The following is a 16990-nucleotide window of genomic DNA, read 5'->3' as shown; positions in this document are numbered from 1 at the left end:
CGGATTTGAGAGGCGTTGTTTCAATGATTAAGTGAAGGTTTTTCAGCTTTTTTCATGACTTTTTTCACTAAAAAAACCCATTATTTATCACAAATATAAAAAAAGGGATAAAACCATGATGATTTTATCCCTTTTTCTTCATTTCAGTGTGATATGAAAACCCATGAGGTTAGGGTTCTCTTTCACGCTGCTCATTTTTTCTCGTATGTCCAGCCCTCTTTTTGGTAGACTAGGCCGTTTTTCATCAAATGACCTAATGCTCGTTTAAAGGCTGCCTTGCTCATTTGGAATCGTTCACGGATGTCTTCTGGATCACTTTTGTCTCCATAAGGCATGGCACCATTTCTCGTTCTCATATAGGTTAAAATTTCTTCTGCATCGACAGATAACGCTTCCTGTTTTCTAGGGAGCAGAGAAACGTTCACGGTCCCATCCTCTTTCACTGCAATGACGCGTCCTGTCACGGTCGATCCTAATCTTGGTTCTTCCTTTCGTTCCGTGCGGTGGATAAACCCTCGCACGCCTGTATCTGTCAGCATAAACGAGCCTGTCGCAATTAAGCGATAAATCGTACCAGTGATTTCTTTGTTCATTAAGGTTTCGGGTGCCTCGGTAAACAATTCACTGATCACATCTTCAGTGGCTGGCTTTGCGAACATTCTGCCGTAGCTTGTGACTTTCAGCATACAGTAAAGTTTGTCTCCTTTTTTCGGCCATGCTTCCTCAAAAGGCGGTAGATGTTCTGTTGCAACAAGTGCATCCTTTGAAAGCCCAACATCCACAAATGCGCCCATGTCTTCTAGGACGTCTACGACTTCTACCCAGCCATATGTATGCGCATTGATTGTCGGTATTTTCATCGTCGCAGCTAGTCTTTCTTCATGATCTACGTATAAGTAGACCTCTACTTCATCTTGGTCACCAATATCTTCTGTCATTTCACTGCGGTGCAAGAGGACAGAATCTTCACCATCTGTCAAAAAGTAACCGTATTCCATCTCGTTCTCTATTTGCAAGGTCAGTTGCTCACCTGGTCTCATGTTCTCTTCCTTCCTATCTGCTCATAAAAGAGCGTTCGTTCATCTTTTGATTCACTTTATTCTACTATACTTCTCCTCACATGAACATCTCTAGTTCTGTTAGCTAAAGTGGTCAAACCGAACGCGATTTATACCGCTGCTGGCAGAACTCTTTGACTCATCTCTTTGATAAAGTTTCTTCTTCTCCACGTTGCATGATAAAATAGACGCAATATCTATCCATGGAGGTCATGCGTTATGGCAAAAGAAAGCTCATTTGACATTGTATCAAAGGTTGAACTGCCTGAGGTGCAAAACGCCGTTCAAGCAGCGCTGAAGGAAATTAAAAACCGTTATGATTTTAAAGGAAGTAAAAGTGATATTTCTCTTGAAAAAGAAGAGCTCGTGCTCATCTCTGATGATGACTTTAAGCTGGAGCAGCTAAAAGATGTACTTGTGTCAAAGCTGATCAAACGAAATGTTCCAACTAAAAACATCGACTACGGAAAAACCGAGCATGCCCTTGGCGGAACCGTACGCCAGCGCGCGAAGCTGATCAGCGGAATTGATCAAGACAACGCCAAAAAGATCAATGCACTCATTAAGCAATCCGGCATCAAAGTGAAGTCACAGTTTCAAGATGACCAAGTGCGTGTAACAGGAAAAAATAAAGATGATTTACAAGAGGTTATTTCTCTTATGCGCAAGGCAGATTTACCGATTGACGTTCAATTTATAAATTTTCGATAAATTTCAAATTTTCCATTGATTATTTCCGATTTTTTCGATACAGTGGATGGAAGTTCAATTTATTGACATGTTCATATCGCTTTCTTATCAAGAGAGGCAGAGGGACTGGCCCTGTGAAGCCTCAGCAACCGGTGTAGTAGAAATATATTTTCTATGACCAAGGTGCTAAATCCAGCAAGCAACTGCTTGGAAGATAAGAAGAAGAATTACGATACAGCCAAAAAGTCTTCTTCTTATCAGAAGGCTTTTTTTGTTACATAAAAATAAGGAGGAAACCAATGGGCCTATTACAAGACTTACAAAACCGCGTACTGATTGCTGACGGTGCAATGGGAACACTTTTATACTCTTACGGCATTGACCGCTGCTTTGAAGAATTAAATTTATCGAAAGAAGATGAAGTAAGGCGCGTGCACGAAGCATATGTGCAGGCTGGTGCGGACATCATTCAAACAAATACGTACGGCGCAAATTATATTAAACTATCCCGCTACGGCTTAGAGGAAGAAACAAAGCGCATCAATACAAAGGCGGTACAAATCGCAAAAGCAGCCGCCGGCTCTGCTTATGTCCTTGGAACGATCGGCGGCATTCGAACGTTTAACAAAAATGCCTATACAATTGAAGAAATTAAACGAAGCTTTAGAGAGCAGCTGTACATTCTATTAAATGAGCAGCCCGATGGATTATTGCTAGAAACGTATTATGACATGGAAGAAGCGAAGGCCGTTCTCCAAATTGCACGAAAAGAAACGACTCTCCCGATTGTCATGAACGTCTCCATGCATGAACAAGGTGTGTTGCAGGATGGAACACCGCTCAAGGATGGTTTATCTGAATTGTCCTCTCTTGGCGCAGACGTCGTTGGCATCAACTGCCGGCTTGGCCCTTATCATATGATTCAGGCACTCGAAGGCGTTCCAATTTTAGAAAATTCCCATTTATCAGTCTATCCCAACAGCAGTCTCCCCTCTCTTGAAGAAGGCAGACTCGTCTATGATACAGATAACGATTATTTTCGAAAAAGTGCACTTGAATTTAGAAATCAAGGCGCACGTATTATCGGCGGTTGCTGCGGAACAACGCCTCAGCATATTCACGCAATGGCTGAAGCGGTCAAGGATTTAGCCCCGATCACTGAAAAAGAAGTGAAAGTATTAAAAGAAGAAGTCATTTCGATTCAAGATCAGCGGACTGAACCAGGTCTTGATGAGCTCGCTACGAAAAAACGGACGATTATTGTAGAGCTTGATCCGCCGAAGAAGCTGAACTTCGAAAAATTCCTCGTCGCGGCAAATGAGTTAAAGAATGCAGGCATTGATGCATTGACATTAGCCGATAATTCTCTTGCGACCCCGCGCATTAGCAATGTGGCTTGCGGGGCATTATTGAAACAGCAGCTTGATATGCGTTCACTCGTCCATATCACGTGCCGTGATCGTAATTTGATTGGGCTTCAGTCCCATTTGATGGGTCTCGACACCCTTGGTTTAACTGATATTTTAGCCATTACAGGCGACCCTTCTAAGATTGGAGATTTCCCGGGTGCAACGTCGGTTTATGATTTAACCTCCTTTGATTTGATTCGGCTGATTAAGCAGTTTAACGAAGGCCTTTCTTTCTCAGGGAAGCCGCTTGGCAAAAAGACCAATTTTTCAGTAGCTGGCGCGTTTAATCCGAATGTTCGCCACATTGATAAAGCGGTCAAACGTCTTGAGAAAAAAATCGAATACGGTGCTGATTATTTTATTTCACAGCCTGTTTATTCTGAGGAACAGCTTGTGAAAATTCATGAGGAGAGCCGTCATTTAGATAAGCCGATTTATATTGGCGTTATGCCGTTAACAAGCAGCCGAAATGCGGAGTTTATTCATCATGAAATTCCAGGCATCAAATTATCTGATTCCATTCGTGACATTATGGCCAAGGCTGGTGAGGATAAAGAAAAGCAGCGAGCAGAAGGCTTAGCGATTGCCCGCTCTTTATTAGATACAGCCTGCGAATTGTTTAACGGCATTTATTTAATTACCCCTTTCCTTCGATCAGACTTAACAGCAGAACTAACCACCTACATTCATCAAAAAGAAAAGGAGTCAAACACCCATGTCAACTATCACTGAACAGCTTAAGAAACGCATCCTCTTCCTTGATGGTGCAATGGGGACCATGATTCAAAATGCCAATCTCACAGCAGAAGACTTTGGCGGAGAAGAGTATGAGGGCTGTAACGAGTATTTGAATGTGACAGCCCCTCACACCATCCGCGCGATTCATAGAGAATACCTTGAGGCAAGCGCCGACCTCATTGAAACAAATACGTTCGGGGCTACAAAGCTCGTCCTTGACGAATACGGGCTTGGCCACCTTGCCTATGAACTCAATATACGGGCTGCCCAGCTGGCAAAGGACGAAGCTGACCGTTTCTCCACGCCGGAGCAGCCTCGATTTGTTGTTGGCGCGATGGGTCCCACTACGAAAACATTATCTGTGACAGGCGGCACAACCTTCGATGAGCTCGTCAAAAACTATGAAGAGCAGGCCCGCGCCTTGATTGATGGCAAATGTGATGCCCTTCTTTTAGAAACAAGTCAAGACATGCTGAATGTAAAAGCTGGTTTCAAAGGCATTCAGGAAGCCTTCCAGCAGACAGGTATTGAGTTGCCTCTCATGGTATCAGGTACGATTGAACCGATGGGCACTACCCTCGCTGGTCAGGATATTGAAGCCTTTTATATCTCTCTTGAGCATATGAAACCAATGAGTGTCGGCCTGAACTGTGCGACGGGTCCTGAATTCATGACAGACCATATCCGCACGCTCTCCTCCATCGCCAAGTCAGCGGTTAGCTGCTATCCAAATGCTGGTCTACCAGATGAAGAAGGTCAATATCATGAATCCCCTGCTTCACTTGCTAAAAAAATTTCCGCCTTTGCCAAGGAAGGCTGGTTAAATATTGTTGGCGGCTGCTGCGGAACAACACCTGCACATATACAGGCATTGTCAGATGAAGTACGAACGATTCAGCCGCGTCACATTGCGCATGAATCGTCTCAGCATACCGTCTCAGGAATTGAGCCCCTGATATATGAGGAGTCAATGCGCCCTCTTTTTGTAGGAGAACGAACCAACGTGATTGGTTCACGCAAATTCAAACGACTCATTGCGGAACAAAAGTTTGAAGAAGCGTCAGAAGTTGCTCGTGCACAGGTAAAAAACGGTGCTCACGTGATTGATGTGTGTCTCGCTGATCCAGACCGCGATGAGGCGGCAGACATGGAAGGTTTTTTACAAGAGGCTATGAAAAAAGTCAAAGCCCCATTTGTCATTGATTCAACGGATAAACACGTGATCGAAAAAGCGCTCACATATTCCCAAGGGAAAGCCATCATCAATTCCATTAACCTTGAGGATGGCGAAGAACGCTTCGAAGAAATTCTTCCACTTGTGAAGCTATACGGCGGTGCACTTGTTGTCGGCACGATCGATGAAACAGGGATGGCCGTAACAGCAGAACGAAAGCTGGAGATTGCGGTACGCTCTCATGATCTATTAACGGAGAAATATGGCATTCCCGCAAGTGACATTATTTTTGATCCACTTGTCTTTCCAGTAGGCACTGGAGACGAGCAGTATATTGGCGCTGCCGAAGAAACGATCAAAGGCATCAAAATGATCAAGGAAAACCTGCCTGAGTGCTTGACGATTTTAGGCATCAGCAACGTGTCTTTTGGACTCCCACCTCTTGGGAGAGAAATCTTGAATGCCGTCTACTTGTATCACTGCGTCCAAGCAGGACTTGATTACGCCATTGTGAATACAGAAAAGCTTGAACGCTTCGCTTCCATTCCAAAGGAAGAAATCAAGCTCGCTGAAACACTGCTCTATGAAACAAATGATCAAACCCTTGCTGAATTCACCCAGTTTTACCGAGGCAAAAAGAAAACGGTGAAAAAACCAAAGGTCTCCTTATCACTTGATGAAAGGCTAGCACTCTACGTCGTCGAAGGAACAAAAGAAGGACTTATCGATGATTTATCCCTGGCTCTAGAGCAATTTGAATCACCACTTCATATCATCAATGGTCCGTTAATGCAGGGAATGGCTGAGGTTGGACGTCTTTTCAATCAAAACGAACTGATTGTGGCGGAAGTGCTTCAATCAGCAGAGGTCATGAAGGCATCTGTATCGTATCTCGAGCAATATATGGAAAAGCAGCATGCAAACGGAAAAGGTAAGATTCTACTTGCCACTGTAAAAGGAGATGTCCATGATATTGGAAAAAACCTTGTCGACATCATTTTGAGTAATAACGGCTTTCAAGTGGTCGACCTTGGCATCAAGGTGACACCGCAAACATTGATCGAAGCTGTGCAAAAGGAAAAACCAGATATGATTGGGTTATCAGGATTGCTTGTGAAGTCAGCCCAGCAAATGGTACTCACCGCTCAGGATTTACAAAAGGCGAATATTTCCGTGCCCATTTTGGTCGGTGGCGCTGCACTTTCTCGGAAATTTACGAAAATGAAGATTTCGCCTCATTATGACGGACCGGTTCTTTACGCAAAAGATGCGATGGACGGCTTATCTTTAGCCAATGAGTTAAAAGCAAATCCTCTTCAGTTTCAAATTAAGCCCGACGAAGAGCCTGTGGCACCTTTCAAAAAGAAAGAAACAAAGCAGCCACAAGCTGTCATTGAATTACTAGAAAAACGTGCGGCACTCCCTGAGGCACCTATTTTCACGCCAGAAAATACGGCACGTCATTATGTAAGGGACATCGACCTGCATCATATTATGCCTTATGTAAATGAACAAATGCTCATTGGCCACCACCTTGGATTAAAAGGAAAGGTGAAAAAGCTGTTGGCCGAACAGCATCCAAAAGCATTGGAATTAAAGCAGCTTGTCACAGATCTTCTAAACGAAGGCAGAGAGAAAAACTGGTTTGCGCCTGCATTTGTCTATCAATTTTATCCTGCCAGTTCAAACGGAAATGATCTGCATATTTATGATCCCAAAGCGCCTGACCGTATCATTGAAACATTCCAATTTCCAAGACAGGAGAAGCTTCCGTACCGCTCCATTTCTGATTATGTGCGGGGAAGCGGTGAAAGGGAGAAAGATTATATTGCCTTATTTGCCGTCACAGCCGGAGCGCGTATACGTGAAGTCGCGCAGCACTTTAAGCAAGAAGGAGATTATTTAAAAATGCATGCAGTTCAAGCTCTTGCGCTTGAGCTTGCAGAAGGATTAGCCGAAAGAACCCACCAAGTGATTCGTGACAAATGGGGCTTTCCTGACCCAGTCGATTTCACAATGGAAAAACGATTCCAAGCGAAATATCAAGGGCAGCGCTATTCCTTTGGTTATCCTGCCTGTCCAAATCTTGAAGACCAAGAAAAGCTGTTCAAGCTGCTTCAGCCTGAAAAAATCGGCATCCATCTAACGGAAGGATTTATGATGGAACCTGAAGCATCTGTTTCAGCGATCGTCGTTTCTCATCCTGAAGCTCGATATTTTAATGTTCATTAATGCAGAACCTCCGAAACTGGAGGTTCTTTTTTGCTGGGAAAATTAGATAAACTTCAATTTTTACACTATACCTTCTTATGGTACGATACACATAGATGAATTCAGCTAAGAAGGAGTTGCGCGTCATGACAAACGTTGTTCAACGAGCATTAACACTCGATGACATACCAGATCTTATCGCATTGTCTCAAGAGGTAGACTGGCCTGATTACAATGCGGAAGAGCTCACATCTCTTTTAACAAATGGATATTTCACAGGTTTTTCAACAGCGGATGGACAAGTCATCTCATGTGCAGGACTTTTCCAATATGATCGAATGGCGTCAATTGGTGCTGTCATTGTATCTGAGACACATCGCGGCTTAGGTCTTGCAAGGAAAATGATTGACACCCTGCTAGATCAATGTGATCAAAGCATTCCTGTCGTTTTAACCGCTACTGTCCAAGGGCGGCCAGTTTACGAAAAAATCGGGTTTCACACGGCTGGTTACATTACGACTTACAAAGCGCAAAACCCAAACCCAGGGGCACTTAGTGTGTCAAATGACATCCACCTGTCTCCTGCCGATGAATCGCACCTTCCGTGTATTGAAGCACTCGATGAAAAAGGCGCAGGCACAAATCGATCAAGCTTTATAAAAAACCGGATGAACCGAGCAGCACGGCGTATCATTGCACAAAATGAACATCACGACACAACTGGCTTTGCGTTCGGCGTTGAAACACCTGCCAATTTAATGATTGGTCCGCTTGCTGCAAATGATGAACTTACAGCTCTCTCGCTGATCCGTTCGCTCATTTCGTCTTATTCGGGTCCAATTCGTTTAGATATGCAGGAGGAAACAGCTGAGCGCCTCCATGAATCACTTGTTGAAGCAGGTTTTACGAAAACAAACAAAGCGCATTTTATGATGATTCGTGGAAAAGAAAAGCTGAACGATCCCGCTCTTCTTTATTTCCTTGCCTCTCAAGCATTTTCGTAATATATAAAAAGCTGTAGACACTTGATGTCTACAGCTTTTCTATTATTTCTCGCCGATGGACGAAAGAACATGCGCGAGTGCATTTGTGACCTTTCCATGCTCTGATGCATGCGGGCGGTCATCTCCGTCTCCATACCCATAATCAATCATTCGATTACGATTTAAGCACAGCTTTGTCAGCTTCGGCTGGAATAGATCAAATAGGTCAAAACGGTCCTTCAGCTGCGGGAATTGCTTTTGATACTGCTGAATTTCTTCGGCAAGCAAGCGCCAAAGTGTCGCTTCATCTAACAGCTGATGGTTCTCTAACACGTTTGATACGTAACGCAGGTTGCAAATAAACAATCCTGTAAAGATAAACTGCACTAAGCCTTCCGGCGGTTCACTCCGCAGCACTTCTTTTAAATCGTCTCCTAGAGAAGCCAATTCAGGCAGCGGCTGATCACTAATATTCACATCATCGACGAAATCTTTGATCGCCAAACGATGAGGCTGATGATCTTTTAACACAAGAATCGTATTTTGTCCGTGCGGTGAAAAGACGGTGCCGTATTGATACATAAAGTGCAATAGCGGCGGCATCACCACATGGAAAAATTTCGCCATCCACTCTTTTGCTGAGAGACCTGATTTTTCAATCAGCTGTTTCACATATGGCTCACCTTCATGATCCTCATAAGTGAGTGCCGCAAGTGTAACAGGGGTCTCTCCTTCATCTAAGTACGAGTAAATGCTTTCTCTAAAAATCACACCGAGCATTTCAAGATATTGATACGGCGCACCAGGCAGTTTGCTATAGTAAGGATGATCGACATTAATACTTGCATTCTCACCAGGTAATATCACGCGGCAGACATCAGATAAAAATGAATCTTGATCCGCGATCCCTTTAATATGCGCTGTAATGCGAGGGGCAATGACTGTCCGTTCTGACGGAAGTCCTCGGTACACGAGTGTATTTAAAATGCTCATTGGCAGTTTAATATGATGCTTGCCTTTATTTGAGATGTTCGTAAAGGTTCTGATCGACTGCTGCGGGATATATTGATCCAGTCCCTCTCCTACATACACAATCCGGCGCAACGCCAAATCTTCTGGGAAATGCTGAATAATCATATGTGTCCACTGCCATTTATGAACAGGCATCAAATAATAATCAGCTGCAATCAATCCTTCATCCTTTAGCACGCGGTGAAATTGACGGATCGTGACTTCATCTAACTCTTTGGCAATTACCTGCTCATAGTTTTCATGATCGACTGCATGGAATGTCGCAAGGTCCCGGTGAACAGCAATCCAAGACAGCTGCACACTTTCTTGCCTTTCAGGTGCATAGGCTAGGTAGTCATCATAACTGAACCCAATGCGTCCTTTGTTATACACAATCCAAGGGTGGCCTGTCATTTCTCCTTCAATCCATGCATAATCAGTATCTGTCAGTTCATCCGCACGAAGTGCTTTTTTCGACAGCAAATGTACATCTGCTAACAGGGTGTGATGAAGCTCTTTTATAAGGTGTCCTGTTGTGTCAGAAGACATTGGAATGAGCGGCTGAATGTCTAGTAAAAACACAATGGCACTGACATCCTTTGACCATTTTCCGTCTTGACAGCACTCGATTGATTCAGCAATTGTATCAAAACTATCAAACAAACGAGGTTTTGCAAGATAGCGATATTTCTTATGTTCGTGAATGATTAATTCATACTGAGCAATGCCATCCTTATGATCTAGCTGCACGGGATGAAGCATATCCTCATACATGTATTCAGACAGCATTTTTGCCACCATTCGCTGGTTTGCCTTTTTCCAAGCAGCCGGATTCACCGCTTTTTTCAATTCATCTTGTACACTCATCGCTTCATCCTCCTTAACCTTTGATTTCTTCAAATGTGTTGACGTTCTTATGTGTACCAAATGTCTGGAAGACGTGCTTTTGATAAAGTGGATACACGGTTTGACGAGCAAGTTCATTGATAATCACACTGTTTCGGTAAGCGCCAAGACCTAAATCTGGAGCGCCAACGCCATGTGTATGAAGCTCTGCATTTTGGACAAAAATATCATTTTCACCCATTGTATTCGTTTTTAAGCGATATTCACGTTCGATTTGGAACCGTCCTTGATCGTCCCATTGAATGTGATGAGAAATTGGATTGATAAACGGGGGCAGTACCGATTGATAGCCCGTCGCCAGTACGACAATATCTGTCTCGTGGGTAAAGGTGTCCTCTTTGACCCATTGCGTGCATGAAAGGGACAAGCCGCGAGCTGTTTCCTCAATCAAGTTGACCTCCGTCATTGCTTGAAGCACTGTGTTCAACTGCTCTCCGCAGGCAGAACGTTCATAAAGCAAATGATAAATATCACGGATCATTGCAGAGCTGATGCCCTTATACAGCAAATCTTGCTGCTTTAACAACGCATCCTTTTTTGTTTGCGGAAGCTCATAAAAGAAATCAATATAATCTGGAGAGAAATATTCAAGGCCAAGGTTTGAATATTCCATTGGGAAAAATCCTTTAGAGCGTGTGAACCAGTGAATATCCTTCGCCTCATCATCTGATAAAATATCATAGAACACTTCTGCCGCACTTTGACCAGAGCCGATCACTGTCACAGATTTCCCTTTGAAACAGCCTTCTTTCTTTCGTTTTAAATAGTCAGCAGAATGAAAAACTTTCTCTCCTAAAGCTGGCTGGAGCGATGCTGGTATCGCCGGCTGTGTACCAATTCCTAAGACGAGATGCTTACTTTCAAACACCTCTACCGTTTGGTCTTTCACATGACGCACATGCACTTCATATCGCTTTTCTCCTGCTTTCTCGATCAATGAGACAGATTCGACGTTCATGCCAAATCGGCAAGAGTCTAACTGGTCTGCGACCCAGCGGCAATAATGACTATATTCCTTGCGCGGGATATGAAAATCTTCTAGAAAGTAAAATGAATACAAACGATTTTGTTCCTGTAAATAGTTAAGAAAGCTATATTTACTTTTCACATCTGCCATACTGACAAGGTCCGCTAAAAAGGGAACTTGCAGTGTCGTCCCCTCAATGAGCATCCCTGGGTGCCAATGAAAGGCTTCACTTCTTTCAAAAAACAAAGCGTCAATTTCATTTACCTCTTCAGATAATGCGGCAAGTCCTAAGTTAAACGGACCAATGCCGATCCCTATTACATCCACTACATTATTTTGCTTGTTGAACCGCGTCATGGTTATACTTCCTTTCGAATCTTTCTCGATCACAAAACATTAAAAGACCTGTTTTATCGGGTAAATTGACTGGTTTTACACGTTCAAATCCGCATTTTTCAAATACATGGATCATTTTTTCATTGCGAATATCCGGCTCAGCGACGACTTTTTCTGTTGGTTTATTCTGCTCAAATTGAAATGCTGTCATGGCCTGAAGCAGCGGAGTAGCAAAACCTTTTCCTACATAATCCGGCTCCCCTATTAATAGATGGATTCCTTGATCATGCGGAGAAGGCTGATAGTAAGATTCAATGACATCACCTTTGACGTTGTATGCCTCAAAATAACTCATTGGCGTCCCATCAATTGTGCCTAAATAAAGGGTTTGATGCGGATCATGAACCGCCTGATAAAAATGCTTTTCAAAAGCAGGGAACGGAATATTCAAATGCCAAAATGGGTGAACATACTCCTCTTGCATCCACCTGTGGACAAGCCGGACATCTCTTTCATATTCAGCGCGAATAAACTTAATACGATCCCTCATCCAATCAGCGCCTCCTTATGTAAAAAGAGCGGATTCAAGACAGCTGTGTAACGAGACTGTGTTTCCAGAGATCCTGTCAGTTCATCCATATCTTCAAACCGTGTCAGCAAATTCGCTTTTGAAGGCAGTTCTTTTGAGCGCAGAAGGCTGTTTGTCAGCTCAGATGCACCGTATGTTTCCTCATGAGCGAGCAATGTGTCTCTCACAAGGGCGAGCAAGTCTTCTTCTTTCGCCAGACCTTCTGTACCAAAGCCGTTAATGAGACCAAATAAATGATTAAAGAAGAAATAATAACGCAGTCTCTCAACAGCTACCTCATCTGCACAAATCGTTTCACTTCTCACGCTCAGGTTTTGGACAAGATTTGCGAGTTTATCCTTTTTCGATTCACTATAGTAGTAGCCTTGGTTGTCACGATAATAGAAGGTGTGCGGATAACCACCCTTCATTTGCACAACAGCGTTTTGCTGATGGGCTTCAAGTGCAAGACCATACGTTTCAAACAGCCAGAGCATCGGTTCTAACGAAATAGTTAAATATTGTTTAAACCAATCTTGGCTCACAGCCTCCAGTGATCGGCCTTCTGCGTCTGCAAGGTCATGAATGATCCCTGCTAATCGCGATTTTCCACCATACGCATGATCCTGACATAATCCAGCAATTAAGCTTGCCCCTTTTTCACGATGTAAAAATGGATTTTGACGAATGACTACTTCAAAGCCAGATTCCGCCTCTTCTCCTTGAATGGATAAATAGGCGGGATCTTCAATGACCCGGAATCCAGAAAATTTATCGTATAAAGAAACGCCTAATTCTGTTTTTAAAATGCGCGACATCTCTACACCGCGATCCAGTTCCTTTTGTTTATTAACACGTAAGGAGTTTGTAATTTTCACAGGAACAGAGAATTTGAGCATGTAAGCAGAATCCTTTTGATAGACGGTTCTGAAGGATGAGGTCGCTGTGTATTCAGAACCGATCGGTCCTAAATAAGTGAGTTTCCCTTCCTCTATATAACGGTTCACAAATGCCTTCTCCATGACCACTTTGACTTGCAGCGGATGAATCGGAATGAGCACATATTCTCCGTTTTCTACTAACGTATTCAGTCTCTCTTTTTCTGCTGGTACCTGGCGCAAGAGCTCCTCTAGCATGAGGCTTGCCGCAGACTGTGTAATTGACGAATCCTGAAGCACAATCGAATGATGCGCTTTAAAGTAATGAAGCTGGAAAGCCCCTTTCAGCTCAGGAGAATAGATCGCTTCCTCCTCCTCTGTCATTCCTTGTCTGCTTTTTGGGGTAGGATGCGTTAAATGACCAAGGAGAAGTGACTGCTCAGCCTCAATATACTCAAAATCGGCTTCAGAAAGAGCGGCTCGATCACTTTCTCGCTCCTTTAAGAACCGTTCAATATTTCGGCAGCTTAAAATGATGCGAAGCATGAATTCATCCTCTGCATCTGTACGGCCATATTCAATGAGAAGCTCCTTTGAACATAAAGCAACAAGTGTCGTGTAATCGACGATTGCGCCCTCTTGTTCACTGCCTTGCGGGCGAAAGCGAATCGGAAAATCAAAGAGATGGCGGCCAACAGATGAAACATATCGGATCGGAATCACAAGCTCTAGATCTTGTTTTGCTAGTTTTGCGATGAAGACAAGCGAGCCATCTGCTCTCACCTCTTTTTTTGCAGATCGATCGATTCCTGTTTCGCGTAAAAAACAGTTTAAAAAGCTTTGCATGGTTGCATTTTCAGCCATTTGTTTATATTGACTCAACGTAGTACCCTCCCGGATTGAATATGAGCGATCCCGATATCAACGATGTCAGAAAGGATTTCCTCAATATGTGTGATTGTCGTTCTCGGATTTAACAAAGTGAATTTTAAGCATGTTCGGTCATTCACCACTGTTTTCGCAATGACAGCAGTTCCTGTTTTGAATAATGTCCGATGAATGATTTTATTGATGTCATCTGTTTGATCGTCATCCTTAAATCGGAACACAACTGCATTGATTTCTGGCTCAGGATTGATCACTTCAAGGTCATCATTTCTCTCAATAAGCGCGACCACATCCTTTGCAAAATGAATGGTATGGTCAATGATTTCTCCAAAGCCTTCTTCTCCAATTAAACGAAGAGAAAGAAGTAATTTCAGAGCATCAAACCGGCGCGTCGTTTGGACAGATTTATTGACGAGATGTAGAATACCATCGAGCTCGTCTTCCTTTGGATTAAGATAATCGGCATGATAATTGATCAAACCAAAATGTCTTTTATCCTTTAGCAAAAATGCCCCGCAGGATATCGGCTGATAAAATTGTTTGTGAAAGTCAATCGTGATTGAATCAGCAAGCTCAATACCGTCTAACTTCTTACGGTAGGTTTCGCTTAATACAAGTGCTCCGCCGTAGGCAGCATCTGCGTGAATCCAAAGACCGTATGGCTTGACGAGGTCATATACCTCTCGAACTGGGTCAATACTGCCAAAATCCGTTGTCCCGCAAGTGGCTACTACCGCAAAAGGCAGCAAGTTCTGCTCCTTCAACTCAGCCAGCTTCTTTTTCAAATCATTGAGGTCCATTCGATGATGCTCATCTGTCTCGACTAGTACGACTGCCTGCTCTCCTAAACCTAACTGGGAGGCAGATTTTTTCACAGTGAAGTGAGCATTATTCGAGCAAAGGATTCTCATGCGGTGAGATTCACTTGGTAAGCCTTTCTGCTGAACATTCCACTGCCATGTGTTTTCACAAAAGGCATCTCTCGCTAGAAGCAGCCCCATGTAGTTAGATTGGGTTCCACCGCTTGTAAATGTCCCATCTGCTAGGCCGCCATAAGAAAACTTCGCACATAGCCACTTGAGAATTTCTTCCTCAACCAAAGAAGCAATACCGCTTTGATCAAAGGAATCCATTGATTGGTTAAAGGAACTTACCATCACCTCTGCGGCAAGTGCAGGAATAAGCGGTGGACAATGCAGATGTGCCAAGCATTTAGGATGCGATACATCAATCAAATGCGGCAAAAGATGTTCTTTTATATCTTGAAAGACGGATTCAATGGATTCACCAGACGGTTGAAATCGGAATAGCGATTCGACACTATCCGCTAATTTCCCAGGCAATATTCCACTGTATGGTCCTGTGTCTTTTTGCCATTGATCCAGTAAGCTGTCGATAGATGTATGAAGAGCCGCTTGGAAGGACTCTCTTCCAAGCTGGCTTTGATTGATAAATAATGAATCCACTGAAGCCTTAGTTGATTGCATCGTACACGGCCTCTTTAAAAATAGCGATGACTTTTTCAAGCTGTTCTTCTGTCATAATGAGTGGTGGCAAGAATCGAATAACACTTCCGAAACGGCCTCCTGTCTCCACAATTAAGCCTTTGTCGAAGCAATTCTTTTGAATAAGACTGGCCAGCTCTGGATTCGCTGGATAGCTTCCGTCCACATCCTGTTTCTCATTTGAATTGACTACTTCAACGCCAATCATTAAGCCTCTCCCTCGAACATCACCGAGAGCAGGGACTTGTTTTTGGATGTCTTTTAGATGCGCCTGCATACGATCTCCTAACCGTTCTACATGATCAAGCAGGTTGGTTTCTTTGATAAATTTAAGCGTAGCAGTTCCAGCAGCCATCGCCATTTGATTCCCTCTAAATGTCCCGATGTGTGCACCTGGATTCCATTGATCTAAATCTTGATCATAAATCACAACTGAAAGCGGCAGGCTTCCACCAATGGCTTTTGACAGCACAATAACGTCAGGTACAATTCCTGCATGTTCAAAGGCAAACATCTTCCCTGTTCGGCCGATGCCTGATTGAACCTCATCAATAATGAGTGGAATCCCTTTTTCTTTTGTGATTCTTCTCATTTCTTTCATCCATTCAATCGATGCTGGAATGGAGCCCCCCTCGCCCTGCACTGCTTCAAAGATCATACCTGCTGGCGGAAGAATACCACTTTCAGGATCATTTAATACGCGCTCAATATACGAACTTGAAATGCGGTGCGAATTCTTCCCACCAATTCCAAATGGGCAGCGATATTCATATGGGTAAGGCATAAAATGAACATCAGGTATTAACCCTTGCACTCTTTCCTTTGGAGATAAATTCCCGCTTAATGACATCGTGGCATGTGTCGCACCGTGATACGCACCATGGAAAGATAGAATGCTTCGATTCCCTGTCGCTGTTTTGACTAATTTAATTGCTGCTTCTATGGCGTCACCACCAGTTGGTCCACAAAATTGAATTTTGGCTCTTTTTGCAAACTCTTCTGGCAAGTGAGAAAAAATTTCATTCACAAATTCTTCTTTAATTTCTGAGGTTATGTCCAGCGTATGCAACGGTCTTTTTTCATGAAGCATACGTTCAATTGCATCTATAACAACTGGATGATTGTGACCAAGTGCAAGTGTTCCTGCGCCTGCCAGGCAGTCATAAAACTCTCTGCCATCCGCATCTGTCACGATCATACCCTCGGCTTTTTGCATGGCTAATGGGAACCGTCTCGGATAAGACCTTGCATTCGATTCTCTTTGACTTTGCTGCTCTAAAAATTGCTGATTTTTAGAAACGGTTTTGATGGACATAATAAAACACTCCTCCAATTGATAAAGATTATCATTTTCATTTACTAGCCTAGAGGATGTGAGATATGAAAGTCAATTGTATTCAAAAAGATGATTCTAAAAGCATATGAATGCTATATTCTCTATTTAACGAGTAATTTCGTGTCATTTTGACAAACCTCTACTGCTATAGGGAGAATAAACGCGTGAGACGAAATAATGTAGAAAAAAATTACAAATCATTCTTCCTGGTTCTTTTGTTCTATTCATGACAAAGCACTTATTTTATATGGGAAAGTGGATGAAAGTGATGTAGAAAAGGAAAAAAAGAAACTTCATTCTATATTGATATAAATGGTTATAATGGTATAATT

General features: G+C 43.1%; 11 protein-coding genes and 1 riboswitch. Of the genes, 4 read left to right on the top strand and 7 right to left on the bottom strand.

The features are described 5' to 3' along the window. Positions 1-191 precede the first annotated feature (191 nt). Entirely contained in the window at positions 192-1040 is an 849-nt protein-coding gene (locus tag NSS78_RS05450; RefSeq protein ID WP_003212403.1) for a S1 RNA-binding domain-containing protein, read from the bottom strand. Between the two features lie 237 nt (positions 1041-1277). Between NSS78_RS05450 and NSS78_RS05445 the strand changes: the two genes are divergently transcribed. The 4 genes from NSS78_RS05445 to NSS78_RS05430 all read left to right on the top strand — a co-directional run bounded on the left by NSS78_RS05445 (position 1278) and on the right by NSS78_RS05430 (position 8284). Next, positions 1278-1769 (top strand): YajQ family cyclic di-GMP-binding protein, encoded by a 492-nt coding sequence (locus NSS78_RS05445; RefSeq protein ID WP_003211707.1) that lies wholly within the window; start codon positions 1278-1280, stop codon positions 1767-1769. Between the two features lie 81 nt (positions 1770-1850). Continuing rightward, a riboswitch (SAM riboswitch) is annotated at positions 1851-1969 on the top strand. Between the two features lie 78 nt (positions 1970-2047). Further along, positions 2048-3889 carry a bifunctional homocysteine S-methyltransferase/methylenetetrahydrofolate reductase gene (locus tag NSS78_RS05440; RefSeq protein WP_137054802.1) on the top strand — a complete coding sequence of 614 codons (1842 nt, stop codon included), beginning with the start codon at positions 2048-2050 and terminating at the stop codon, positions 3887-3889. Then, positions 3873-7301 carry a methionine synthase gene (gene metH, locus NSS78_RS05435; RefSeq protein WP_327840140.1) on the top strand — a complete coding sequence of 1143 codons (3429 nt, stop codon included), beginning with the start codon at positions 3873-3875 and terminating at the stop codon, positions 7299-7301. The genes NSS78_RS05440 and metH overlap by 17 nt, the downstream gene beginning before the upstream one ends. Before the next feature lie 125 nt (positions 7302-7426). Next, complete coding sequence (locus NSS78_RS05430; protein WP_212046086.1) at positions 7427-8284, top strand: GNAT family N-acetyltransferase; 858 nt, start codon at positions 7427-7429, stop codon at positions 8282-8284. 42 nt (positions 8285-8326) lie between these two features. On the opposite strand, the gene NSS78_RS05425 is transcribed toward NSS78_RS05430, so the two are convergent. Genes NSS78_RS05425 through NSS78_RS05400 form a run of 6 tightly spaced genes read right to left on the bottom strand, consistent with a single transcriptional unit; the run spans position 8327 to position 16637 of the window. Continuing rightward, entirely contained in the window at positions 8327-10141 is a 1815-nt protein-coding gene (locus NSS78_RS05425) for an IucA/IucC family siderophore biosynthesis protein (protein WP_212046087.1), read from the bottom strand. Positions 10142-10154: 13 nt separating this feature from the next. Continuing rightward, positions 10155-11504 carry a lysine N(6)-hydroxylase/L-ornithine N(5)-oxygenase family protein gene (locus NSS78_RS05420; protein WP_212046088.1) on the bottom strand — a complete coding sequence of 450 codons (1350 nt, stop codon included), beginning with the start codon at positions 11502-11504 and terminating at the stop codon, positions 10155-10157. Then, positions 11479-12033: a GNAT family N-acetyltransferase gene (locus tag NSS78_RS05415; protein ID WP_342468310.1), complete on the bottom strand. Its 555-nt coding sequence runs from the start codon at positions 12031-12033 to the stop codon at positions 11479-11481. Before NSS78_RS05415 ends, NSS78_RS05420 begins: the two co-directional genes overlap by 26 nt. After that, positions 12030-13811: an IucA/IucC family protein gene (locus tag NSS78_RS05410; protein WP_212046090.1), complete on the bottom strand. Its 1782-nt coding sequence runs from the start codon at positions 13809-13811 to the stop codon at positions 12030-12032. Before NSS78_RS05410 ends, NSS78_RS05415 begins: the two co-directional genes overlap by 4 nt. Further along, entirely contained in the window at positions 13808-15304 is a 1497-nt protein-coding gene (locus NSS78_RS05405; RefSeq protein ID WP_327840147.1) for an aspartate aminotransferase family protein, read from the bottom strand. The genes NSS78_RS05410 and NSS78_RS05405 overlap by 4 nt, the downstream gene beginning before the upstream one ends. After that, positions 15291-16637: an aspartate aminotransferase family protein gene (locus NSS78_RS05400; RefSeq protein ID WP_050945337.1), complete on the bottom strand. Its 1347-nt coding sequence runs from the start codon at positions 16635-16637 to the stop codon at positions 15291-15293. Before NSS78_RS05400 ends, NSS78_RS05405 begins: the two co-directional genes overlap by 14 nt. Positions 16638-16990 lie beyond the last annotated feature (353 nt).

Origin of the sequence: Bacillus sp. FSL W8-0920 (genome assembly GCF_038593215.1) — a bacterium.
GTDB classification, from domain to species: Bacteria; Bacillota; Bacilli; order Bacillales; family Bacillaceae; genus Bacillus; species Bacillus pumilus.
Note: the sequence above shows the minus strand (reverse complement) of the source record. Positions and strands in the feature narration are given on the sequence as shown.